The following is a 25748-nucleotide window of genomic DNA, read 5'->3' as shown; positions in this document are numbered from 1 at the left end:
ACATCGTAAATCACTTTAAACATTACCCCCTCACATTCAGTAGATACCGTAGTACGCACTCAACGCGAACCGGACATGCTGCAATTCGATAAATTATCGCTGAATATACCCGATACCGACAAGCCCCGTGTGGTGGTTATTGGCGGGGGGTTTGGGGGGGTCAACCTGGTTAAAGGCCTGAAAGGCAAAGGGTTTCAGGTCGTTATGTTCGACAAACAGAACTACCACGGCTTTTGGCCGCTCCTATACCAGGTGGCCACGGCGGGCCTCGAACCCGACGCTATTGCCGAACCGCTCCGCAAACTATTCGACGAGTACGACGACTTTCATTTCCGGCTTGTGCGCGTCACCGGCGTCGACCCAACCCGGAAGGTGGTGAAAACGCTCATCGGCGAAATCACCTACGACCACCTCGTCATTGCTACGGGGTCGAAGTCGAATTATTTTGGCAACGACCAGATCAAGAACAACTCGTTTCCGCTGAAGGGCATTCCCGATGCCCTCAACCTGCGCAGCCAACTGTTGCAGTCGTTTGAACAGGCCAGCATCATCAAAGACCCGGAGGTGCGGCAGAGCCTGCTCAACTTCGTGATTGTAGGCGGCGGACCTACGGGCGTAGAACTGGCCGGTTCGCTGGCCGAGATGCGCAAACACGTGCTGCCCAATGATTACCCCGGCCTGGATTTTAGCAAAATGAACATCTACCTCGTGGAAGGCATGGACCGGGTGCTACCTCCCATGTCGCCCGAATCGGCCGCCTCAACGCAGGGGTATCTTGATAAACTAGGCGTGATTACGAAGGTAAAAACGCTGGTCGACTCGTATGATGGTGAGGTAGTTACGCTTAAGTCAGGCGAACAGATCAAAACCCAAACCCTCATCTGGGCGGCTGGCGTCACTGGCGCCACTATCGACGGGATGCCTGCCGAATCAGTTGACCGGGGCCGTTACATTGTCGATCTGTTTAACCGCGTAAAAGGCACCGACGAAATCTATGCCATCGGCGACATTGCCTTTATGGCATCGGAAGAATGGCCGAAGGGGCATCCCGGCGTGGCGCAACCGGCCATTCAGCAGGGCGAACACCTGGCCACCAACCTCACGCTCCTGCACCGGGGCGGCGAACTACGCCCGTTCTCGTATTTCGACAAAGGTTCGCTGGCCATTGTAGGCCGTGCCCGCGCTGTGGCCGACCTGCCCAAAAATCTGCACCTCAGCGGGTTCATCGCCTGGATGGCCTGGCTCTTCGTGCACATCTGGTACCTAGTGGGCTTCCGCAGCAAGCTGGTTGTGATGAGCAACTGGATCTACCGCCTCTTCACCTATGACCGCGGCACCCGCCTCATCATCCGCCCCTACGTCCGCAAAGACGACAAACCCGGCCAGGACTTTGCCCTGAGCAATACGGGCGAGGTAGACAGTATGCAGTGAAGAACAGTATGCAGTGTTGCTTACGCCAGAGCACTATACGCTAGCGTAAGCAATACTGCATACTGTTCTTCACTGCATACTGTCTACCTGTGCTATATAGAACCGGAAGCTGGCGAAGCCGACTAGGTGAATACCAACCACCCAAGCCAAACCAGCCCAGCTTAGGTATACCCATTCACCGCGCTGAAAAGCGTCTAAGGCAGCCAACAGCAGCAGCACCAGACCAACGGTCATGATGATGGCGTTGATAAGCGCCGAATTGTAGGTTTTGCGGAGGTCGTAGGCACCGTAGTCACGGTTGCGGTGGGCAAAAACAATATCATCCAAATCAGTCTGTTGCGAGGGATCTTCATTGTCCATCACCAGCGTATTGTAGTGTTTTTCGCGAAGGTAGCGAACGGGGCTATCGTTGGCCTCTAGCTCTACTTTGTCTACCGCCGACGCAAACGGAAGGCCAATCCACATGTAGTGTTCCACCTCCTGGGCCATCAGAGGCAGCAGCGCCGTGGCCTGCGACGGGGTAGCGCCCGACCGATAAAGTCGGCTGCGCAGGTGGTCAAGTTCCTGATTGGTAAGGGTTTTCATAGCGGTATCTGTCTGAATGAAAAACGCCGTTTTATGCTGGATAATGAAACAGCAATTATTCCATAGACAAGATACTGAATTTTGGAAAACACGGGTGGATAACACAGTTGTTCCCAGGCGAAAGCAACCCGATTGCCTATGATGCCCTGCCAGTCGCATCATAAAATAAAGTACTTTACCAGCTCAATCTAGCTCACCTGATCCATGCCTGCCCTACCCCGTTTGCTTGCCCGCGCCACCAGTTGGCTGTTGCTTAGCCTCGTTACCCACCTGGCCATTCAGGCGCAACCTGCCCCCCGCCCTACACCTGCCGATACCGTGCAGGCAGGGCCGTATGACATGGGCAAGATGTGGACCTTCGACAACCCGCCGACGGACTATTTCAAGAAAACCTACGGCTTTGCCCCCGACGCCAAGTGGTTTGAGGAAGCCCGGCTGGCATCGCTGCGCTTTGCCGACTATTGCTCGGCGTCGTTTGTGTCGGCCAATGGGCTGGTGATGACCAACCACCACTGCGCCCGCGAGTCGGGGACGGGCGTGGCGAGGAAGGGGGAAGACCTCAACGCCACCGGTTTCTTTGCCAAAACCCCCGCCGAAGAGCGCCCCGTGGCCGGGCTGTTTGTGGATCAACTCGTGAAGCTGGAAGACATCACTACCCAGGTGCAGGCCGCCGTGACCGCCGCCGGGGCCGACGATGCCGCGCAGGTGGAAGCCCGCGAAAAAATCTTCGGCACCATCAAGATCGACTATGCCAACAAGCCCGGCTGGCAGGGGCTGGAACTACAAACGATCACGTTCTACAACGGCGGCAAATATGCCCTCTACGGCTTCAAACGCTATACCGACGTGCGGCTGGTGTTTATGCCCGAACTGCAACTCGGCTTTTTCGGCGGCGATTGGGACAACTTCACCTACCCCCGCTACGCGCTCGACTGCTCATTTTTTCGGGTCTACGACAAAGGCAAACCGCTGACCACCAGTCACTTTTTCAAGTTCAATCCCAACGGCATCCGCGAGGGCGAACCCACCTTTGTAACGGGCAACCCCGGCAGCACCGAGCGCCTGAAAACTGTAGCCGAACTGGAGTTTGACCGCGACCTCCGGATGCCCCAACTGCTGAGTCTGTTGCGCAGCCGGTCCAATGCCTTGCAGGCCTACAACGCTACCGCCAAAAACGACTCGGTGCTGAACGAAATCTTCGGTTTGGAAAATAGCATCAAAGCCTACAAAGGCCAACTCGACGGCCTCCGCGACCCGTATCTGCTGGCCCGCAAAGCCGCTTTTGAAAAACAGTTTAAGGCCGACGTGCAGAAGAAAGGCGGCAACGCGACGCTCTGGACCGACATCGCCACTACCGTGAGTCAGCAACAGGCCACCTTCAACGACTATACCTACTTCACACCCAACCCCCTGGCCACGGGCGAGACCATGACCGCCGCCCTTACGCTGGGCCTCCTCACCGAAGCAGCCACGCAAAACGCCCGTGTGCTGCAACAGGCTTCGGCCATGCTGGGCGACATCCCCAAACCCAAAAGCCGGGCGCTGGAAGAGGCCTACCTGGCAGCGCACCTGACCGAGGCGCAGGCGGCTTTGGGCAACGATGACCCGTACGTAAAAACAGCCCTCACTGGCCCCAATGGGCAAGTACGCACCCCCCGCGAAGCCGCTGCTTATCTGCTGGCCAACTCGAAAATCGGGAGCCGGATGGTGCAGGAAGGACTCATTGCCAAAGGCGTAGACGCGCTCACGGCATCCACCGACCCGCTGCTGGTACTAGGCCGGATTGGCGGCCGCCGGTTTCTGATTGCCAACGAGCAGGTGCGCCAAAGCACCGCCCGGCAGGAGGTATTGCGGAGCCAACTGGGGCGGTTGCTGTTTGCTACCTACGGTACCGCCATTCCGCCCGACGCCACGTTTTCGTTGCGTATCAACGACGGCGTGGTGAAAGGCTACCCCTATAATGGCACCGTGGCACCGGTTATCACTACCTTCGCGGGCTTGTATGACCGCAGCTATTCATTCGGCGGCAAAGCACCCTGGAACCTGCCCGCCCGCTGGGCCAACCCACCCGCCGAGTTGCTGAAACAGCCCATGTGCTTTATCTCCACCAACGACATCATCGGCGGGAATTCGGGCAGCCCGATGATTAACAAAAACCGCGAGGCGGTGGGCCTGGTCTTCGACGGCAACATGGAGAGCCTGCCCGGTGCATTCATCTTCGTGCCCGACGCCAACCGGGCCATTTCGGTCCATGCCGGGGGCATTGCCGCCGCCCTGCGCTACATCTACAAAGCCGACCGCCTGTTGACGGAATTGCTGGGGAAATGACTAACCACTTACAACGTAGCTTTGCTCCAGACAGAGGTGCGACCCAGTAGTGAAATACCGATATATCCTCTGATTTTCAACGTTTTATCATTAGCCAGCTGCATATTACACGAGTAAGATTTGCCACTCTGCGGGTCATAAATACGGCCATCTTCCCAGCTGTTTTTAACGAATTTAATATTCGACAGGATCACGCTACCCATCAGCGGGCGGCTACGGAGGGCGGGGTCGGGGTTATACGCATCGAGCACGGTCTGGTCCTGTATCCAGATCAGCTTACCGAAATACTCGTCGCCTTTGCGGTACACCTGGATGCGGCCGTCTTTATGTTCAGAGATCCATTCGCCCACAATGGCATCGGCTTTTTGGGCATACGTCTCAGGTACGAGACAAAACAGGAGGAGGCAAAACAGGAGCTTTTTCATGGTAATCTGGTGGTTTGGTTTGCGTTAAAATTGAAGTCGGTAGTTCAGCAGTGGGTAGCGCCCCAGCTGGTAAATGGCGTTGACCTGTTTGGTGCCGGGGTCATACGACTGCCGAAACAGGTTCTGGTGGTCGGTAATGTTCTGCACGTCGAGGGTCAACTCGTGCATGAAACGCTTGCCGTTTCGGCGCAGCGACACTTTTGTATCAATCCGCAGGTAGTCGGGGTTCTGGCGCGAATAGGCGTCGGCTTCTACCAGCACCTCTTTGCCCGCACTGGCCGAAGCCACCCCGTCGATGGGTGTGTAGCGGCGGCCACCCGCCAGGGCCACGCGCCCGTCGACGGCCAGCACATAGCTGGCCCCCAGCGGAAATTCGCGGCCCGCCAGCCACGTAGCCGCATACCGACCGGCAAAGGCCGTGGGGCGTTCCTGCTGGTCGCTACCCCGGTAGCGGCTGTCGTAGAGCGAGGCCGTGAGGAGGTAATAAAACCGGTTGGCGTAGGTCCGTTCCAGGGTTAGTTCTACGCCCCGGTTGGTCGCCGTACCGGCATTGACGAGGTTGGTTTGGGTGCTCACTTCATAAGCCGCCCCCAGGTTAATGGCTGAGTACGAAGAGCTTACGTAGCCTACCGGTACCCCGTGGAGGTATTGGTAATAGGCCTCGATACGTAGGGTTGTTTGCCCGCCCAGCTGCCGCCCGTAGCCCAGCACCAACTGCTCAGAGCGGGTAAAATCGAGGCTCCGGTTGGCCTGCTGATCGGTGGGTTGCGGGGCGCTGAAATACACCGGCAGGCTTTGCAACTGGCTGTGGCGACCCGCCCCCAGGCTGAGGGTCTGGTGACCAGCCAGTTGGTAGCTCAGGCCCACACGGGGTTCCAGAGCGGCGGTATTGTTCAGGAAAAAATACTGCCCAAACAGGCCTGCGTTCAGCGTGAGGCGGTTGGTGGGGCGGTGGTGCCAGTGGCCGTAGCCTTGTAGCAGCGAGGCCTCCCCCACGACCGACCGCACGGGCCGAAACTGCCCGTTGGTGGCCAGGCTGTCCTGATACCGAACGCCCAGTTGGTTGAGGGTAACACCCGCCACCAACGCCGTCCGGGCACTGCGCTTGTGGTTCAGCGTATACGACATCGTGGCCCGGCTCTGGCGTGAATTGTCGCGGTAGTTGGGCAGCACCTGCACCAGCCCGTCGGCGGTGCGGCGCACGTTGTCGGCTTCCATGCGGGCCGTGGCTTCCGACACCGCCAGCGTGAGCCGACCCGTGGTAGCCGGGCCGAACGTGTGGGTGTTCGAGAGGCCCACCACCCCCATGCTGGTGGCGTAGTCGAGGTTCTGGTCGGCCCCGTTGTAGGCATTGCCGGTTTGGTCGTTACGGAACTGAATGGCGCTGCTGCCCCCCAGCCAGAACAGCGAGAACGTGCCCGCGCCACGAGTTGGCAGCGTGATTTTACCGGATAGGTCCTGGTAGGCCGGTATGCCCGACCCCGTACCAAAAGACACACCCAGTTTACTGGCCAGCGCCAGGGCCGAGTAGCGGTAGTTGACCACGTATGAGGCCCGGCTTTGCGGCGAAAAAGGGCCTTCCAGCCCCAGCTCGAGGCCATTGATGCCCACCTGCGCCATGTATTCGTGTTTGGCCGAATTGCCCGCCCGTAGTTGCAGGTCGAACACCCCGGCCGTGGCGTTGCCGTATAGGGCCGGAAAGGCACCCGTCAGAAACGACGATTTGGCCAGCAAACTGTTGTTGATCATGCTCACTGGGCCGCCCGTGGCCCCCAGTTCGCCGAAGTGGCTGGGGTTGAAAATATCGACCCCTTCCAGTCGCCACAGTACGCCCGTAGGCGAATTGCCCCGCACAATGATGTCGTTGCGGGTGTCGTTGTTGCCTTGCACCCCCGCCAGCGAGGCCACCATACGGGCGGGGTCATTGCGGCTACCGGCAAAACGGCGCGTCTGTTCCACGTCGAAAACCTGTCCGCTGACGTTGCTGAAGCCCTTTTCGACCACAGAGCGCGCCCCCGAAGCCCGCACCACCACCGCCTGGAGGGTGTTGAGTTGTTCGGCCAGGTCGACGGTCAGCTCCGCCTCTTTACCCGACGTAAGGAGCACGTTGGGCAGCTGCTGCGGTTCGTACCCTACCAGCGAACACAGCACCTCGTAGCGCCCCACCGGAATACGCTCGATCCGGAAATAGCCGTCGGCATCACTCACACCCACCAACATGGGTTGCGCCTGCACCACCACGTTGACTCCCACCAACGGCGTTTTGGCAGCACGGTCCAGCGCCCGCCCCCGCAACGTCTGGGTGACGGTCTGCGCCGAAGCCAGCAGGGGCAACAGGGCTATAGTAGCCCAACACAGCAAGCGTAGCAGCGTTTTCATGCGACAGCATAGGTTGACATGGCCAGCCGACGGCATTGGTGCAGCAGTTCGGCGGGGTGGTTGAGAATAAAGAAGTGATTGCCCGGCATAAAGCCCGCGTCGAGCGGACAGGTGGTTTCGGTTTGCCAAGCCACCAGGTCGGTGCGGCTGATGCCCTCGGTGTCGCCCGCCCGCACCAGCAGGGGAATGGTGAGCGGGGCGGTGGGCTGGTGCTGGTAGCTTTCCAGGGCCTGAATGTCGGCCCGCATGGTGGGTTCGTAGAAGGCCTGCAAGTCAGGGCAGGTGGCCAGTTCGGCGGGCAGGCCCCCGTAGCCGTCCAGCGTGGCCCAGAAAGCCGGGCTGCTTAGCTGTCCCAACCCTCGCTTATACCCCACCGTGGGGGCCGCCCGGCCCGTGATGACCAGGCCAAGGGGCATGGGCAGCCGGGCTTCGCGACTGATTTGCCGGGCCAACTCATACACCAGCAGGGCCCCCAAACTATGCCCAAACAACAGATAAGGCTGCGTATCGATGTAGCGGCTGGCCTGAGCGAGCAAATCGTTTACCATGGTCGGAATGGTCTGGAGGCACGGCTCACACTGCCGGTTGCCGCGTCCGGGCAGTTCCAGAGTGCGCCAGGTCAGCCCGTTGGGCGACAGCCGTTCGATGGCGCGGTAAGCGTGGCGGCTCCCCCCGGCATAGGGCAGGGCCAGAATCAGCAGCGGGTCGGTTGAGCTACACATGGCAAGGGGGGGTTAGGCCAGTACGGCGTTCATCTGTTGTAGCAGCACGGCGGCCGTTTGAGCGGCGCGTTCGTCGATCAGCAGGGTGAGGTGGTTGCCGGGGGTCGATACCACCTGAAGGTGATCGGTGCAGGTGGCCCAGCCCAGGTCGGGGCTGTGGCCGTCCCAGTTGGAATCGTCGGCTTTGAGTAGGCAAATCGGCGCGTTGATCTTTCGAGTGGGCATGTAGCTGACGTTCAGGCCGGCAATGGCCACTTTCAGCATTTGTTCGAACGGGGCAATAAAGGTCTGGTCGATGCCAAAGTGGGCCAGCTGCGCTATGAAGGCAGCCCAGGTTTCGTGCAGTGTGTTGAGCGGCAATTGGGTGTAGAGTGCCTGCTGCCAGCCGGTGGGTAGTGGCAGGGCATTTTGGGTGACGTAGCTATCGAGGTAGCCAATCAGCTTTTCGTATTTCTGGCTTCGGTCTAGCACTGGCTTCGCTACAGGCTCATCAATCACGGCCAGAAAATCAACCGTTTCCCCCTCCGACTCCAACTGGAGGGCCATTTCAAAAGCCACCCGCGTACCAAACGAATGGCCCATCAGCCGGTATGGACCCTGCGGTTGCGTGGCCCGTAACCAGGCCACGTTTTGTTGGGCAATGGCCTCTACCGACTCCTGTGGCGTTTCGCCGGGCAACGTACCCAGCGTTTGCAGGCCGTAGAAGGGCTGACTGGGGCCAAAGGCGTTGGCTAAATCGGCATAGAAATCAGCCTGTCCGTAGCCACCCGGCACCATAAACACGGGCAGGTCGGTGCCATCTGGTTGCAGGCACACCACATGTAGGTTTGTGATGTCGTCGGCCTGCTCCAGGCTACGGGACCAGGTAGGTTGCCGGCTAATAAACTGCTGGAGATGCCCGATAAACGACGTTGCTAATGCGCCGATGGTGTTGGCGGCGTATTGCCTGTCCGAATACGTTATCGAAATGGTAAACTGCCCGTTTTGCACAAAGGCGGCGATAGTCATTTTAGTAGTAAGCGGCCGGGCAGGGTCAATGGAATCACCAATAGGCTCATCCGATTCAGTGGTAGGCTGCATCCACTTGCTTTCCTGGATAACGTTATCCATCTGCCCCAGGTAGTTGAAAATCAGTTCGTTCCAGGCGGTATGCTGTTTCATCGAAGCGCGTACCGCTGGGTCTGTGTGCAGGTAACGAAGCGCTCCGTAGGCCATGCCTTTATCCGGAATAAGCCTCAGCTGCTGCCGGGCGGCGGCCAACAGGGCAGCGGGTGCGGTAGCGGCATCGCCCAGCGACAGCCGTACCGGGTAGAGGTTGGTGAACCACCCTACCGTTTGTGCTACGTCGGTGTCGGCATCGATGGGTTCCCGGCCGTGTCCTTCCAGTCCCAGCACCAGGGTAGGTTGCTGGCTCCAGGCCGTAAACGACTGCCACAAAACGGTCAGCAGCAACTCGTTGATGTCTACCCCGTAGGCCTGAAGTGTGGTTTGCAGGAGTTGTTGCGTCTGGGCACTGTGCAAACTGGCCGACAGGGTTGTGGTAGACTGGTGCGTGACCGTTTCCGTGGGCTGATAATCAACGGGCAATGGCTGTGCATCAGCCACCACCGACTGCCAGAAGTCACGTTGTTGCACGACCGCTGGTTGTAGGGCAAACTGGCGCATGGCAACGCCCCACTGCCGGTAGGCGTGTGTTTTGGGACCGAATACAACGTCTTTAGCGCTCATTGTGGCGGTCAGGCACTGGTCCATGTCGTCGAGCAGCACACGCCACGATACCCCGTCGATAGCCAGGTGATGCACCACCATAAACAACCGGTTGTGCGATTCAGACGCAGGCATCTTGATCCAGACAAAGCGATATATAGGCCCATCGGTGAGTGCGAGTGACCGCTGGTAATGCGCACAGATAGCCGTGACTGCGGCCTTCAGTTCCTGTGGTTCCACCTCGCTCCGGTCCTCGACCGTGAGTTGCCCCGCCGCATCGGTATATACTTGTTCGTAACCCCCTGGCAGCACACGATAGGCAAGCCGTAGCGCATCATGCTGAGCCACCAGCTGCTGCACCACCACCGCCATCATACGCTGGTCGATTCGCTTATCTAGTTTGAGCAGACCGGCCTGGTTGTAGTGCGCCGACATGCCTTCTTCCAGAAAATACTGCTGAATGGGCATTAGATCTACCGGCCCCGTGAGCACCCCCTGTTCACCGCTAGCCGCTACGGGCGTACCAATGCACCGGGCCAATTCCCGAATGGTAGGATGGGCCAGCAGGGTCTGCGGTTTTATGTAGAGACCACCCGTTCTGGCCCTGTTGACGAGTTGAAGCACCCCGATAGAGTCGCCGCCCAGTTCAAAAAAGTCACTGTCAACCGTGATTGCGTCGGTCCGTAACAGTTGCTGCCAGATAAGCAGCAGTTGGTGTTCAACGGGCGTGAGGGCATCCATATCCACTGGTTGTGTGGTTTTGGTCGTCTGGCCAAGCAAGGCCAGGGCTTTTTTATCGGCTTTGCCGCTGGCCGTCTGCGGAATCTTAGCTACCTCGACCAGCGTGGCCGGTACCATGTAAACCGCCAGTCGGCTGCGCAAAAAAGCGATCACCTCCCGCTGGTTGTAGGTCTCGGTTGGCTCTACATACCCAATTAGCCCGGTTACGGTCTGGTTTTGCAGCCGAGTACCAACCACCCCGTTTTTCACACCGGGGGCCTGCCGCAAGACGGCTTCTATCTCACCCAGTTCAATGCGGTAGCCCCGCAGTTTCACCTGATCGTCGTTGCGACCCAGAAAGCCAAGGTTGCCGCTGGGTTGCCAAGCCACCAAGTCGCCGGTGCGGTAGAGCCGTCCCAGGGCATGGTCAATAAAGCGTTGCCGGGTTATGGCGGGTTTATTCTGGTAGCCAGCCCCTACCTGAATGCCGCCAATGTACAGTTCGCCAGGCACACCGGGTAAGGCCAGTTTGCCGTGCGCGTCGAGCACGTACAGGTTTACGTTGGGCAAGGGTCGGCCAATAACGACGCACCCCGCCGTTTGCTCAATAACGTCTTGTGTGTTAAAATGATACGTGTTGGACGCCACCGTCGTTTCGGTAGGCCCGTAGAGGTTGGTCATGGCCACGCTGATGCCTTTTTCCCGTATGCGCTGGTAGTGCGACGGCAGCAGCGGCTCACCACCCAGCACGTAGCGATCAGCCACCCAGGGGTCGTTACGCTGGGCCAAAAATTCGTCCAGCACGGTAAACTGCGTGGGTGTCATGGTCAGAAAATCGTAGGGAGCATGGGCCAGAAAAGTGGGGTCCTCGAAGAGCGAAACCGTGTCACCGGTACCCATTACAATGGGTTTGCCCACCAGCAGCGGCGTAAACAGGATCGTGATCGACATGTCGAAGCTGACCGACATGTTGAAATAGGTACCCGCCTGGTTGGGGCGTTCGTCGGTGACGTAGACCTGGGTGGTACGTACATAGTTGTTTAGTGCGCCATGGCTGATACGTACCCCTTTGGGCCGCCCCGTAGACCCCGACGTGTACAGAATGTAGGCCAGGCTGGCTGGCTCGATAACGGGAAACCGGCCACCGGCCTCAACGGGTTCGAGGCGGGTGTCGAGCAATAAACAACGGGCAGTCAGGCTGTTAAACGACGGCCGGTACGTGGCTGATTCACACAAAAACAGGCTCACGCTGGCATCGTTGAGGATGTAGTCGATGCGCTCATCGGGATATTCGGGGTCGATGGGGGTGTAGGCAGCACCCGTTTTTAGCAGGGCCAGCATACCCACCAGCAGCCGTGGTGTCCGCTCCAGGCAAATGCCTACCACCTGACCGGAGCCAACGCCTTTGGCCAGCAAGTAGGCCGCCAACTGGTCAACCTGCTGGTTCAGTTCAGCAAACGAAACCCGTTGGTCCTGCCAGATCACGGCCGGTCTGGCGGCATAAAGCCGACCAGCTTCCGCCACCACATCGAGCAGGGTACCGGGCGAATACAGCGTTGGCCGTGGCTCGCCCAGCTGCCGCACCTGTTGTTCCTCCTCGACGGTCAGGAGGTTCAGGTCACGGATGGTCAGGTGCTGATCTGCCGCCGCGAACTGGCCCAGCAAACACTGCACGTGCCCAATTACCCGGTCTATCAGGGGGCCGTCGAACAGGGCTGGCTTGTAGTTAAATTCAATGGTCAGCGTCTCGTTCATTTCGGCAATGAGCGTGAGCGGAAAGTTGGTTTGCTGGCGCAGCTGTGCGTCGCTGATCGTGAGGCCGTCCGCCTGTGCTGCCAGGGCATGCAGGGGGAAATTTTCCATCACCAGAATGGAATTGAAGAGACTTTCCCGGATACCCGCCAGGTGCTGAATTTGTGAAAGGGCGGTGTGCTGGTACTCGCGGGCGGCCGAATGGCCCTGCTGAATAGCGCCCAGCCAATCCTGAAGCAGCTGGTCGCTGCGGAGCGTGGTGCACAGCGGGATGGTATTGATGAACAGTCCCACTTTTTGCTCCACGTGCTCAAGCTCGGCAGGGCGCCCCGATACCGTTGCGCCAAACGTAACGGTTGTCTGGCCGGTGTGCGCTGCCAGCGTAAAGGCCCAGGCACCCTGTAGCAGCGTATTGACAGTCAACCGGTTAGCCTGGACATAGGCCTGGAGCCGAGCGGTTTGTGCGGCTGGCAGCGACAGGTAACGCCGGTCGTTACACCGGCTGTCTGCCGCCGTAGCCGTAGCGGGTGGTAAGCCCGGCAGGTAAGTGGGGGTTTCTACGTTGGCCAGGTAGGTGCGCCAAAACGACTCTGCATTGGCGGCGGGCTGGGCACGAATGTGGGCAATGAAACTTTCGTAGCGGTCTTCGTCCAGTGTGGGCAGCGCCTGGCCTCGCAACAGTAATTGGTAGGTGGCCGTCAGTTCCTGCAACACAACCGGCACCGACCAGCCGTCGATGATGAGGTGGTGGACGGTCCAGACCAGGCGGTGGCAACCGGCCCCCAGGTTAATGAGGGTGATGCGCATCAGCGGTGGCCGCTCCAGGTCGAACCCGGTCTGGTAGTCCTCAGTCATGAACCGGGTTAACCGATCGGCCTGTTCAGCCAACGGCAGGGTTGTGTAGTTGACAAACCGGAAGGGCACGGCCACCGCCCGGTGTACACATTGCACGGGCGTAGCCAGATTTTGGGTGTGCATACTAGTTCGGAAACTAGTATGCCGGGCCATCACGCAGCCCCATGCCTGGCTAAACACGTCGACGTCGATAGCGCCGGTAAGGGTGCAGCTAAACTGCTCGATATAGTCTGACGTCTGCTGGTCGTAGAGGGCATGAAACAACAGGCCTGCCTGTAGAGGACTAAGCGGATAAACGGCACTAACGGCGGGAGACACCGGGGCATTGACCACCATGGGCGACTGCGCCAGGTGGGCCAGCAAATCGGCCTTCCGGGTTTTGATATACGCCACCAGTTCAGCATAGTTGACAATGGTGGCCGGGTTCAGCTGCCCGCGTTCACTTTTCAACAGCAGCCGGTCCGAATCGGCCAGTAGAGTCAGTTGCTGAGCCTGGAGTAACTGAATAAATTCGTTGGTTTTCATGGGGTAGTGCAGTTAGAAAACGAGTACGTCGCTGGTGGTCGAATCGATTGCCGTAAGGAGTGCGTCCAGCTCCTGCACGTTAAGCGTATCACCAAGGCCATAGTCTGACGGCGACAGGCGGGTTTGGTGCTGGCCAAGGCAATGCTGCACAACGGTGGTCAGGTGGTGGCAAAGCTGCGTGGCCAACCGGCTCACCGTCTGGGACATGTACTGGTTGGTAGCATACCGCCAGTGGCCATGCAAGCGACCTTCGTCCACGAAAAAATGAAGGTCAAACTGATTATCGAAGGCACTGTCGCCCGCTATCAACCTCCCCACCGACTCATGGGCGGTGCTAAAGCAGGCGGTTGTGGGTGGGCCGACTGGCTCATCCGGGGCCACGTAATTCATCCGCAGGGTAAAAGTGTGCCCGTTGTTCAGCGACTCCCGCACGGCGGCATCGGGGTGTAGGTAGCGCAGGGCACCGTAGCCAATACCGGCATCCGGCACGCGCTTGAGTTGCTCCTTTACCGACCGGATCAGGTACGGCAGCGAATCGTCGGTACCAATGGCAAGCGCCACCGGGTATTGGTTTGTAAACCAGCCCACGGTTCGGCTCACGTCGATCTGGTCGGCAATGGCGTCGCGGCCATGTCCTTGCAGCCCCAGCGTAAGCTGTTGGCGGCCGGTCCAGTTGGCTACGGTCTGCCCCAGTGCCACCAGCAACAGCGTCTGCACGTCGGTATGGTAGGCCTGGTGAGCCTCGTGGAGCAGCGCTGCGGTAGTAGGGGCATCGAGACTGAATTCGTGCGTAACTACCTGATCGACATCACTGTAGGCCAGCGGAAAATCGGTGGGCAGTGGTTTGGCTTCGGCACTGATGGCCTGCCAGTAGGGTAGCTGCTGGTGGGTGGTCCCGGTGGTGGCGTAGGTAGCCAGCGCCGCCTGCCATTGCCGGTAAGACATTGTTTTCTGGCCCAGGTCGGGGGCTGTTTGCGCCGTTGCTGCCGTTAGGCAAGTGGCCAGATCACGGAGAAAAATGGCCCACGAGTGGCTATCGACAACCAGGTGATGCATGACCAGCAGCAACCGATTGTGGGCGTCGGGGGTGTTGAACCACACAAAGCGCAGCAGCGGACCCGTCACGATATTCAGCGACTCCTGATGGCGCTGGCAGGCGGCGGTAAGCGCAGTAGACAGGTGGGCCAGGGGGGTGGTTGTCAGGTCTTCCAGCAGCAGCGTGGTGGGGTCGTGGGTGTAGTGTTGCTGCCACTGCTCCTGGTGCTGTTCATACCGAAACCGCAGGGCATCGTGGTGGTGCATCAGGGCCAGCAGGGCTTCGGCCAGTTGGCCGGGACTAACGCGTTTGGGCACGTTGAGCAGCATTGCCTGGTTGAAGTGATCCCGCACCAGGCCGTCGTTTTGCAGAAACGCCTGCTGCATGGGCATCAGGTCGGCACTACCCGACAACATACCCTGTTCGGCCATCAGCACCGTTTTCTGGCCAACCACCAGCGCCAACTGGGCAATGGTGGGATGGTCGAACAGGTCTTTCGGGTATAAGGTTAGTCCCTCTTTCCGGGCGCGGCTAACCACCTGAATCGACTGGATCGAGTCGCCGCCCAATTCAAAGAAATTGTCGAACAGCCCCACCGTGGGCAAGCCAAGCACCTGTTGCCAGATCACGGTCAGCGTGGCTTCGGTGGCGGTGGCGGGGCGCGTTGGGCCAGTGGGAGTGTTGGGCAGCGCCACGCTGCTAACCGGGGGCAGTGCGCGTTTGTCTATTTTGCCGTTGGCCGTAAGTGGTAGTTTGTCAACCACCACCAACCACTTAGGAAGCATGTAGGCGGGTAGGTGGGCGGCGGCATAGGCCTGTACGGCCTCCAGCGAACCGTCTTCTGCCAGGACCACGTACCCCGCCAGTCCGGTCACGGTCTGCCCGTCGCGTTGGGCTACCACGGTCACCGCCAGTACCCCCGGCGCGGCCTGCAAGACCACGTCTATTTCGCCAATTTCAATGCGATGGCCCCGGAGCTTTATCTGGTCGTCGGCCCGGCCACAGTAGGCCAGTTCGCCGTCGGCGGTCCAGTAGGCCAGGTCGCCGGTGCGGTAGAGCCGTCCCAGCGGGTGCATCACAAAACGTTCTTGCGTGAGGTCGGGCCGGTTCTGGTAGCCGTCGGCCACCTGCGTACCGCCAATATAGAGTTCGCCGGTTACGCCCGGAGATACCATCTGTCCTTGCTGGTCGAGCACATACAGCTGCACGTTGGGCATAGGTCGACCAATGAGCACACCGCCCGCCGTAACTACCTCACCCTTACCCGGTTGAAAGGCGTACCAGCAGCAGCCCACGGTGGCCTCGGTGGGGCCATATTCGTTGATGATCGTAACGGGCTGACTGGGGTTTTCTGTCCAGAACTGGTACTGTACCGGCAGCAGGGCTTCGCCACCAACCACCAGCCGCCGGGTCAGGGGCGGGCAGTCGGGGTTCAGTTCCAGCGCCATGGCCAGCAGGGGCAGCTGGGCGGGCGTAAGCTTGATGAAATCGTAGGGTGCATACTGCCAGAGGGCAGGATCGTTGAATACGCTGAGGGCATCACCCTGCGCAATCAGGCTGGCTTTGCCCGCCATGAGCGGTGCCAGCAGCGCCGTCACCGAGGCATCGAAGGCAATGTTGAGGTGAATCAGCGTGGCGGTCTGGTTGGGCAATGCCCCGTCGAGGTAGTGGGCCTGCGACGTGAGCAGGTAGTTGGTCAGGCTCCGATGGCTGATGCGTACCCCCTTGGGGCGACCCGTCGAGCCAGACGTGTAGAGGCAGTAGGCCAGATCGTCCGTCGTGGGTAGCGTTACCGGGTTGCTATCGGGTTGATTCAGCCAGCCACCGGGCAGGTCCAGACAAAGGCAGCGCCGCCCCGCTTCGTTTTCCAGCTTAGCCAGCGTCTGTTGCTGACAGAGCACCAGGGTAGCCGCCGCATCGTCGAGCATGTGTTGCACCCGTTCGGCAGGGGTGGCCGGGTCGATGGGTATGTAGGCGGCCCCGGTTTTCAGGATAGCCAGCAGCCCGACGAGCAGGTACGGCGACCGCTCTACGCACAGCCCGATCAACTGCCCGGGACCAGCGCCCAGACTGGTGAGGTAGTGCGCCAGTTGGTTTGCCTGCCGGTTCAGGGCGCGGTAGGTCAGTTGCTCATGGCCAAACACCAGGGCCGTTTGCTGCGGCTTTTGTTGCGCCTGCCAGACCACCTGATCAACCACCGTGTAGCTGCCGTTTTTGTAATTAACCAACTGACTACCAACTGTTTTCAAAAATTCACATTCAACCGGCGTGATCACCGCTACGGCCCCAACGGGCTGTTGTGGCTGGCTCACCAACTGACGCAGGGTATGGTCGAACTGGGAGATGATCTGCTCCATAGCCTCCTCGTCGAGCAAGCTGGTCTGGTACCCAAACTGAATGGCCAGCATAGGTTCTGGATACACCACCAGCGTAAGCATGAAATTGGTTTCGCCCTTGAGCCGCACCTCGGTAATTGGAAACGCGGCGTGGTAGTTGGTCAGGCTGGCCATGGGGTAGTTTTCAACCACCATCAGACTGTCGAACCAGTCGCCGGACAGTTGGGTCAACTGCTGAATACTCCGCAGGGATTTGTGCTGGAATTCGCGCATGGTAGCCTGCTGCTGTTGCAGGTCGGCCAGCCACTGCGTCACCGGCGTGTCGTTATTGAGTCTAACACAGAGCGGCAACGTGTTGATATAGAGGCCAATGCGCTCTTCGGCCTGGGCCAGTTCTGCCATACGTCCCGACACAGTAACGCCAAAGGTGACGTTGGGCCGCTGGGTATAATGCCCCAGCAACATAGCCCATACGCCCTGACAAAGCGTGTTGATGGTAAGGTGCTGGGTGAGCAAAAACGCCTTGATTTGCCCGGTCAGGGCGGCATCGGCTGTCCAGGTTACGTTTCTGGTAGCGCTTTTGCCCTTGTTGCGCGCCTGCCGATTGGCCGCAAATGGTAACAGCGTGGGCTGGTCGACATTGGCCACGTACTGACGCCAGAACAAGTCTTCGGCCTGTTGCGGACGGTTTTCCAGCAAACGAATGAAGTCTTCATATCGGTCAGCGGGTTTGCTGACGGGCTGCTCTCCCTGGAGGAGCGCTACATACCGGTCAATGAGTTTTTTCATCATCACCGGCAGCGACCAGCCGTCGATGAGCAGGTGGTGGTTGGTCCAGATCAGTTCGCAGGTGGTTGGTGTGCGTTTCAGCACCGTTACGCGGAGCAGCGGGGGTTTTTCCAGATCAAAACCAGCCTGCAAATCGGCTTCGGCTAGCTCATTCACGCGGGCCGTGAGGGCTGTAGCTGACAGCGCCGACAAGTCGATAAACCGGAAAGGCAGGTCGGCGTGGCTGTAAACAGCCTGAAGGGGTGTTTCAAAAGCGCTGTGCGGAAAAGCCGTGCGGAGAATGGTGTGTTCACGCACCAGTTGCTCCCAGCTTTGCCGGAAGCGTTCCGGGTCTGGAAAGGCCTCGACGGTACACCGAATCTGGTCGATATAATCCGTTGACGTGGCGTCGTAGAGGCTGTGAAATAGCATACCTTCCTGAAGTGGACTAAGCCGATAAATAGCCTCTACGGTATCAGGAAGGTTATTTTCTGTCCAGAAACCATCTAGTTCCGCCTGCGAAGCCAACCCGGCCAGCTGGTAATCGGAGGGCGTTGGCAGCGTTTGCGTAAGCGCACTGCCATGCAACGTCAGCCGGGTTAGGTTGGCTATGAATGTGTTCACCAGGGTTGCCACGGTGGCCTCCTGATACTGCGTGGTGGCATACTGCCAGTCAACCAGCAACTGCCCGTCCTGAACGCTACAGGCGATGGCAAACTTGGCCCCAAACCGATTGTCGGCTGCTGAGCTACTGGCAGCGGGCTGGCCTGGCGCAGCAAACCAGTCGGTTTGTTCGGGGTGCCGGTCAAACTGACCGAGGTAGCTGAAGGTAACCTCAGTGGCGTGGTGCAGGCTGTTGCGGACGTCGGCATCAGGGTGGAGATAGCGCAGGGCACCGTAGCCAAGGCCATTGCGGGGGGCCGTGCGAATCTGCTCTTTCACGGTCTGAATCCACTGCCGGTCAGAGGCGGCGCGGTCGTGACCCAGCGCCAGTGGGTAGTACAGGGTAAACCAGCCCACGGTCTGGCTGCTGTCAGGGGCATCGGCGGCATCGTCGCGGCCGTGACCCTCACGACCAATCACCACCCGGTCGTAGCCTGTCCAGTGGGTCAGGGTCTGGCTCAGGGCCGTCAGCAGCAGATCATCAATCTGGGTTTGGTAAGGGCGGTGGGCGGTAGTGAGCAGGGCCGTAGTGAGGGCTGCGGGCAGTTGCTGCCGCAGGGTGTTCACCTGGCTCATGGTGGCCGTAACCACCGGATAATCAGTGGGTAAGGCCAGCTGGTCGGCCACCAGGTTTTGCCAGTACGGCAGCGTAGCCATCGTTTTTTCCTGCTGGGCCATGTCGGTCAGGTACGCAGCCCACTGGCGGTAGGAGGCACTTTTGCGCCCCAGCGCCAGGAGTTGCCCGGCCGCCTGCGCCCTGACGAGTAGCAGCAGTTCGTCGAGCAGAATGCGCCACGACACGCCGTCTACGGCCAGGTGATGCACCACCAGCAGGAGCCGGTTTTGGGGTTCGTGATCAGGGGTTTGCAACAACAGGCACCGCAGCAACTGACCCGTGCGGATGTTGAGCGACGCCTGCGCCCGGTCACTTTCGTCGGCCAGCGCGGCGGTCCAGTCGGTGGTGTGGCGCAGGTCTGCCTGGGCCACGGGGTTGGGGGCGTTGTCGGCGTAGCGCTGCGTCCAGATGCCCTCGTCAGACTGGTCGAACACCAGCCGCAGGGCATCGTGCTGTGCCAGCAACAGGGCAAAAGCCCTTTCCAGCCACGCCATCGGCACGGTCTTGTCCACAGCCAGCAGCACCGTCTGGTTGTAGTGTGATTCGGCGGCGGGACTTTCGGCCAAAAACTGGTGCTGAATAGGCAGCAGGGGCACCTCCCCTACCAGCAGGCCCGTCTCGGCGGTCACAGACTCATCGCGGCCCACGTGGGGGGCCAGTTGGGCAATGGTCGGAAAGTCGAACAGGTGGCGGGGTTGCAGGGAGTAACCCGCCTGCCGCATCCGGCTCACCACCTGAATGGTCAGAATAGAATCGCCGCCCAGTTCGAAAAAGTTGTCGTGAATACCAATGGGCATCCGGTCGAAAAGGGTTTGCCAGATTGTAACCAGCTGATATTCAACGTCATTGGTAGCCGCTGTCACGGGCGCGTCGAGGTCGGCGGCAGGGGGTGCAGGCAGGTTTTTCCTGTCTACTTTACCGTTGGCCAGCAGGGGCAGCGCGGTCAGCAACACCACCTGTGCAGGCAGCATGTAGTCGGGCAGGACGTGCCGCAGCTCAGCCAGGATAGCCACCGCCGACGTGCCGTCCAGCACCACGGCATAGCCCATCAGCCGGGGCGACCCCGTGCCTGTGTGTACGGCCACAGCGGCCTGACAAACGCCTGCCACGGCCTGCAAAGCGGCCTCTACCTCGCCCAGTTCGATCCGGTAGCCCCTGATTTTCACCTGGTCATCGCGCCGACCCACGTACTCAAGCGTGCCGTTGGGCAGCCACCGGGCCAAGTCGCCAGAGCGGTAGAGGTTGGCGGCGGGGTTGAACGGGTTGGCCACCAGCCGGGCAGCGGTGCCGTCGGATTGGTTGTGATAGGCGGTCATCAGGCCAGCGCCACCAATGCACAGTTCGCCCACGGCCCCCAGGGGCAGCAGGTCGCCCGCTTCGTTGAGGATCACCACGTCGCGGTTGGCAATGGGCTGACCCAGAAGGGCGGCCTCGGCCAAATCGGCAATCCGGTTATAGGTCACGCACACCGTCGACTCGCTGGGACCGTAGGTATTCACTACGGCTACTTTGTCCAGCAGCCGGTCGATGTGGGCGGGGTGCAGCACTTCGCCACCGCTGATGAGGTAGCGGAGCTGGCCCAGGTCGGTCACGTGCCGGTTGAGCCACTGAATCACCGAGGGGGTAGTACTGAGTATCGTTATACCATTGTTGGTTAGTTCGTTAGCCAATGTTTCTACGTCGCGGCCACCTTCTTTCAGCAGCACCACGCACGCCCCGCATAGCCAGGCGGGGAAGATTTCTTCCACCATGGTATCGAAGGCAATGGAGGCCTGCTGAATCACGCGGTCGGCCTGAGTCAGCTCAAAATAGGCCCCGAAGGTGAGGCAATAATCCAGCACCGCCCCCTGCGAAATCACCACACCCTTGGGTTGGCCCGTCGAGCCGGAGGTGTAGATCAGGTAGGCCGGGTCGGTAGCCAGGAGATTAACATCAGGTTTAACATTCGCCTGATCCTTTCCGACCTCGTCCTTACTGGCAGGGTGTATACGCGGGCAGGTTGGGGCGTCGGTCAGTTCGTCGGTCAGTTCGGTAAGCCAGAGGGTGGCCCCGCTGTCGGTGAGCATAAACCGCTGGCGGTCGGTGGGGTAATCGGGGGGAATGGCCACGTAGGTAGCCCCCGTTTTCAGCACGGCCAGCAGGCCCACAAACAGGTTCAGGGTGCGTTCCAGACCAATGGCCACGGTGGTGCCCGGCCCGGCTCCGGCCTGCCGCAGCCGGTGGGCCAATTGGTTGGCCTGCTGGTGCAACTGGGCGTAGGTGAGCGTGTTGCCGGCCAGTTCAATAGCGGGCAGGGTGGGCGTTTTCAGGGCCTGCCGGTTCAGTTCACTCAGCAACGTCTGCCCCACCGGGCGCGGCGTTGGCAGCGGGTTAAACGACTGTAATTGAGCTATTTCGCCCGAATCTAATAGGGCCAGTTTTGCCACGGGCACGTCGATCTGGTTGGCAAACTGGGCCATCACAAACAGCAGCCGGTCGGCCAGTTGGCGGGCTTCTTCTTTGGTGAAATAGGCATATTGAAAGTCAACGCGCAGTTCCAGCGGCTGGCGGGCACCGTAGTCGCGCCACCAAAACTGGAGTGGGTTTTCTACCTGGTGGCTCAGCAAATCGTGGGTGCGGGCGGCCACATGGCCAAACTGTAGGTCGAAGTTGAGCAGCAGGTAGTTCACCACCACGTCGAAGAGCTGGCTGCGGCCCTGTTGCAGCAGGTGCAGGTCGCGGTTGAGGTGGCTGATGGGGTAGTTCTGGTGGCGGTAGTCAGTCAGCTGCTGGTTGCGCACGTCGCGGAGCAGCTCGCCTACGGTCTGGTTGGGCTGGTAGTGGCCGCGAAAGGGAATCAGCCCGGCAAACATGCCCATCACGTTCCACTGGTGCTTGCGACGGTTATAGGTCGGAATACCCAGCACCAGGTCGGTATGGGGGTTTAGCCGGCCAAAATAGAGCATCAGCGCCCCAATGGTCAGCTGTTGCAGGCTGGTACCGGTTTCGGCGGCAATCTGGTCGAAGGTGCGGCGCAGGTCGTCCGAAATTTCCAGCACCAGGCTGTCGCTGCCCTCGTTGGTCCCGTTGGTCGGCGTGGGTTTGCGGGTGAGCAGGGCGGGTGGGGCGTCGGCGAATTTGGTGTTCCAGTAGGCCCGGTCACGGGGGTAGGCGGGCGACTGCTGGTAGTTGGCACTGGCGGCAATTTCGGCTTCGTAGGGCGGGTAGTCGTCGGCAGCGGGCAGGGGCGTACCCAGTTTCAGGGCCGTGTAGGACCGGGCCACAAAGTTAGCTCCGATGGCAAAGCCCGACGCGTCAGTGATGAGGTGATGGTAGCGGTTGAACCACCAGTGTTCGGTATCGGCCACCACCAGCAGGGCCTGCTCCATGAGCACATTGGTCTGTAGGTCAAAGGGTTGGTCAAAGCGCGCCTGCATCCAGTGGCGGGCTTCGCTGGCTGGGTCGTCGAACCCCCGGAAATCGATGGAAGGCAGGGGCAGTGGCTCAAACTCCTGCGCAAACCGGCAGGCGGGCGTGGGCTGGCTGTAGTCGAACGACAGGCGGAGCGCGTCGAAGGTGGCCGGTGCCTGAGCCACCACCTGTTGCAACAGGGCCTTGTCTAGCTCACCCCGGATGACCACGTAGCCCCCCGTGTTGTAATGTGGACTGGCGGGGTTAACGAGCTGGTCGTAATAGACGTCCTGCTGGGCAGGGTGGAGTGGTAACCACTCGCAACGGATTTGGGTAGCAACGGGATTGCTCATGGCTTTACAGGGCGTTTAGAATAGTGGTAATCAGGCCGGTACGGCCCATTCTTCGTCTTCGTGGATGAAACTGGCGGCGGGGTCGGCCGGGGCGTTTTGGGCGGGCAGGGCAATGGCCGGGGGCATGAGCTGGTAGAGCACCGGCGTAACGAGCCGGGCCAGCAGCGTAGAGCTGATGATGCCCCCCACCAGCACCAGCGCCAGCGGCGAATACAGGTCCGAGTATTCGATGATGAGTGGCAGCAGCCCGCCAATGGCCGTGAGTGAGGTAAGCAGGATGGGCACAAACCGTACCTCGCCCGCCCGCCGAATGGCCGCCGTCAGTTCCCAGCCCGCCTCGCGTAGCCGGTTGGTGTGGTCTACGAGCAGCAGTGAATTTTTCACTTCAATGCCAATGAGTGCCAGAAAACCCACCACCGCCGTAAACGATAGCGTTTCGTGGGCCAGCATGAGGGCGGCAATGGCCCCTACCATGCCCAACGGCACCACCGACAGCACAATCAGGGTCGATTTCAGGCTGCCAAATTCCAGCACCAGCACGGCAATCATGCCAAAGAGTGTGACGAGCACAATGACCCCGATGCCCCCAAATGAACTGTCGACACTCTCGGCTTCGCCCGCCACTTTCAGCGTCACTCCTTCGGGCAACCGCAGGGATTTCAGCGCCTGCACCAGCTCGCGGTTCACCACCGAGGCCGTATAGCCCGACCGCACAAACGACGACACCGTAGCGAAGCGGTCGCGGTTGTTGTGGTAAATCTGGGTCTGCGACGGACTCAGGTGCAGGTCGGCCACTTGCCGTAGCGGAATGGCCGTGCCCAGCGCATTGTTCACGTAGAGCTGGTCAAAGAAGTCGAAATCAGTGGGGGCGTTGGTGCCAGCCGACACGTTGATGGGGTACGGATGCTGGCTGTCTTCGCCCTTGAAACTACCGATGGTCAGCCCGGCCACCCCCAGCCGAATGGCCCGGTTGATGTCGGCAATGCTGATGTTGAGCAGCCCGGCTTTTTCTTTGTTTACACTCACTTTCAGGTCGGTAGGCTGGAAATTGAGCGGATTTTCGACGTAGATCGTGGCGGGGTTGCGCTTCAGGGTCTGCTCTACCAGTTGGGCGGCGCGGCGTAGCGTGTCGAGGTTATCGCCGAAGAGGTTGTAGTTGATGGGGGCCGACAGCGGTGGCCCCTGCTCAAAATCTTTCACCTCCACACGGGCGTTGGCCACCTGCCCCAGTTGCGCCCGCAGTTGGTCGATCATGGCTTTTTTGTGCTTCGTGTCCATGTCGTTGAGCATCACCAGCAGCTGACCGGTATTGGCGGCTTCGGCCCCCTGCAACAGGTTGTAATACACCCGTGGGTTGTCGCGGCCAATATTGGTAGCCACGTTCTGGATGTCGGGATGGCGCAGCACCACCTGTTCTACCTGCTTCACGATCCGCTCGGTTACGGCCAGGTTCGAGCCGGTGGGCGTTTTCACGTTCACCAGAAACATGGGCTTCTCCGACGACGGGAATAAGCTCATCGGCAGGGCATCTATGGCTACCCAAAGCACCGACCCAAACACCAGCATGGCCATCACCAGGGTCAGCTTGGCGTGGGTCAAACACCAGTCGACCGACCGGCCGTAGGTAGCGTGAATAAGCCGATTCAGGGCCCGCAGCACCATATTTCCTTCGGCATGGTGTGTTTTGGCCAGCACCACCGATGCCAGGAACGGCACAATGGTGAGCGACACGAGCATGGAGGCACCCACGGTGGCCATCACGGCCACGGGCAGGTTGCGGATGAACGCCCCGGCGGCTTCGGGCAGGTTGGCAATGGGCAAAAACGCCAGGCACAACAGCACCGTACAGCCCACCACGGCGGGGGCAATCTGGCGAGTGGCATCAATGGCCGCCTGCTGCCGCGACTGTCCGCCGCGCAGCTGCCGCTGAATATTTTCGACCACCACAATGCTGTCGTCGACCAGGATACCCAGCGCCACGATCATGCCTACGATGCTTAACTGGTTGATGGTGAAGCCAGCCGCGTAGAGGATAGCCAGCCCAATGGCCAGCGACAGCGGGATAGACACCATCACGACCAGGCTGGCCCGGAACCCCAGCGGAATGAGCGTGATGAGCACCAGCAAAATGGCCAGCCCAAAGTCGGTGGCGAACCGTCCCAGCCGTTTATCTACCGACCGGGCCTGATCGAACACGTTGACGGCATCGACGGTAGGGGGCAGTTTGGCTTTAAAGGCCGCAAACAGCGGCGTAACCTGGTGGCCCACCGCCGTAATGTTTTGCCCCGGTTTCTGGCAGGCCGTTACAAACACGCAGCGGTGGCCATTGAGGGCCGTCTGGTGGGTGCGCGGGGCGTAGTCGATGCGCACGTCGGCGATGTCTTTGAGGTGCACCACGCGCCGCCCGTCTGAGTAGACGATGGTATTTTTGATCTCGTCGGGGTGTTTGTAGCCGCCGGTGGTTTTCACCGAAAACCGCTTGGTGAGCAAATCGACGCTGCCGCCGGGGAGGTTGATGTTTTCGGCCTGCAACGCACCCAGCACCTGGTTTACCGACACCCGTTCCTGGGCCATTTTGCCCGTGTTCAACCGCACCGACACCTGCCGCGTGGGCAGGCCCCAGATCGAGACGTCGGCCAGGGAGCCTACCTTACGGAGTTGGTTGCGGAGGGCTTCGGCGTGGGCCTGGAGCTTGGCGTAGGAAAGGCTGTTGCTCACCAGCGCAAACTGGTAGATGTTCACGTCGTGGGGCCTGATCTTCTGCACCCGCACGTCCATAATATCGCTGGGCCAGACCGTGGCAAGGGCGTTCACTTCGCGCATCACCTCCTGGTATTTGGCGTCAGGATCTTCGCTATACGAAAACTCGACCTGACACACCCCCGCCCCTTCCACACTGGCCGATGCCGTCCGTTTCAGGGCGCTGAGGCCGTTGATCCGTTGCTCTAATGGATTGATAATCAACTCTTCGATATCCTCAGGCGTGGCACCGGGATAGATCACCGTAACCAGATACTGGGGCGACTCGAACTCCGGGTCTTCGCCCCGGGGCATGGTGAAGAGCGCATATAACCCAATGCTCAGCACCGCCAGAAACACGATCAGCGTGAACTGGTAATTTTTGACCGAAAACTTGATGATGTTCATAGTAGCGTAG

Annotated in this window: 9 protein-coding genes; 2 read left to right on the top strand and 7 right to left on the bottom strand. The window is 60.0% G+C overall.

What is annotated here, in order from left to right; genetic code table 11:
* Window positions 1-75: 75 nt before the first annotated feature.
* Window positions 76-1431 (top strand): NAD(P)/FAD-dependent oxidoreductase, encoded by a 1356-nt coding sequence (locus J2I48_RS18450; protein WP_207336963.1) that lies wholly within the window; start codon window positions 76-78, stop codon window positions 1429-1431.
* A gap of 69 nt (window positions 1432-1500) precedes the next feature.
* Here J2I48_RS18450 and J2I48_RS18445 read toward each other — a convergent pair whose 3' ends face one another.
* The gene (locus tag J2I48_RS18445) at window positions 1501-2016 is read right to left on the bottom strand and encodes a hypothetical protein (protein WP_207336962.1); all 516 of its coding nucleotides are present in this window, start codon (window positions 2014-2016) and stop codon (window positions 1501-1503) included.
* A 204-nt stretch (window positions 2017-2220) separates the two neighbouring features.
* On the opposite strand from J2I48_RS18445, the gene J2I48_RS18440 reads away from it, so the two are divergent.
* A complete protein-coding gene (locus tag J2I48_RS18440) occupies window positions 2221-4344 on the top strand; it encodes a S46 family peptidase (protein WP_207336961.1) in 2124 nt (707 codons plus the stop codon).
* 8 nt (window positions 4345-4352) lie between these two features.
* On the opposite strand, the gene J2I48_RS18435 is transcribed toward J2I48_RS18440, so the two are convergent.
* The 6 genes from J2I48_RS18435 to J2I48_RS18410 are packed head-to-tail and all read right to left on the bottom strand — an operon-like array spanning window position 4353 to window position 25738.
* The gene (locus tag J2I48_RS18435) at window positions 4353-4769 is read right to left on the bottom strand and encodes a DUF2147 domain-containing protein (protein WP_207336960.1); all 417 of its coding nucleotides are present in this window, start codon (window positions 4767-4769) and stop codon (window positions 4353-4355) included.
* Window positions 4770-4793: 24 nt separating this feature from the next.
* A complete protein-coding gene (locus tag J2I48_RS18430; RefSeq protein WP_207336959.1) occupies window positions 4794-7148 on the bottom strand; it encodes a TonB-dependent receptor in 2355 nt (784 codons plus the stop codon).
* On the bottom strand, window positions 7145-7870 hold the full coding sequence (locus J2I48_RS18425; RefSeq protein WP_207336958.1) for a thioesterase II family protein: 726 nt from the start codon (window positions 7868-7870) through the stop codon (window positions 7145-7147). The genes J2I48_RS18430 and J2I48_RS18425 overlap by 4 nt, the downstream gene beginning before the upstream one ends.
* Before the next feature lie 12 nt (window positions 7871-7882).
* Complete coding sequence (locus J2I48_RS18420) at window positions 7883-13429, bottom strand: non-ribosomal peptide synthetase (protein ID WP_207336957.1); 5547 nt, start codon at window positions 13427-13429, stop codon at window positions 7883-7885.
* Between the two features lie 12 nt (window positions 13430-13441).
* A complete protein-coding gene (locus tag J2I48_RS18415) occupies window positions 13442-22591 on the bottom strand; it encodes a non-ribosomal peptide synthetase (RefSeq protein WP_207336956.1) in 9150 nt (3049 codons plus the stop codon).
* A gap of 30 nt (window positions 22592-22621) precedes the next feature.
* On the bottom strand, window positions 22622-25738 hold the full coding sequence (locus J2I48_RS18410) for an efflux RND transporter permease subunit (protein ID WP_207336955.1): 3117 nt from the start codon (window positions 25736-25738) through the stop codon (window positions 22622-22624).
* Between the last annotated feature and the right edge of the window lie 10 nt (window positions 25739-25748).

This window comes from Fibrella aquatilis (assembly GCF_017353255.1).
GTDB lineage: Bacteria > Bacteroidota > Bacteroidia > Cytophagales > Spirosomataceae > Fibrella > Fibrella aquatilis.
The sequence above is the reverse complement of the archived record's forward strand: the minus strand, read 5'-3'. Positions and strand labels throughout refer to the sequence as shown.

Coding starts and splice junctions, on each gene's coding strand:
- J2I48_RS18450 (WP_207336963.1), top strand. CDS start 76: ATGCTGCAATTCGATAAATTATCGCTGAATATACCCGATACCGACAAG.
- J2I48_RS18445 (WP_207336962.1), bottom strand. CDS start 2,016: ATGAAAACCCTTACCAATCAGGAACTTGACCACCTGCGCAGCCGACTT.
- J2I48_RS18440 (WP_207336961.1), top strand. CDS start 2,221: ATGCCTGCCCTACCCCGTTTGCTTGCCCGCGCCACCAGTTGGCTGTTG.
- J2I48_RS18435 (WP_207336960.1), bottom strand. CDS start 4,769: ATGAAAAAGCTCCTGTTTTGCCTCCTCCTGTTTTGTCTCGTACCTGAG.
- J2I48_RS18430 (WP_207336959.1), bottom strand. CDS start 7,148: ATGAAAACGCTGCTACGCTTGCTGTGTTGGGCTACTATAGCCCTGTTG.
- J2I48_RS18425 (WP_207336958.1), bottom strand. CDS start 7,870: ATGTGTAGCTCAACCGACCCGCTGCTGATTCTGGCCCTGCCCTATGCC.
- J2I48_RS18420 (WP_207336957.1), bottom strand. CDS start 13,429: ATGAAAACCAACGAATTTATTCAGTTACTCCAGGCTCAGCAACTGACT.
- J2I48_RS18415 (WP_207336956.1), bottom strand. CDS start 22,591: ATGAGCAATCCCGTTGCTACCCAAATCCGTTGCGAGTGGTTACCACTC.
- J2I48_RS18410 (WP_207336955.1), bottom strand. CDS start 25,738: ATGAACATCATCAAGTTTTCGGTCAAAAATTACCAGTTCACGCTGATC.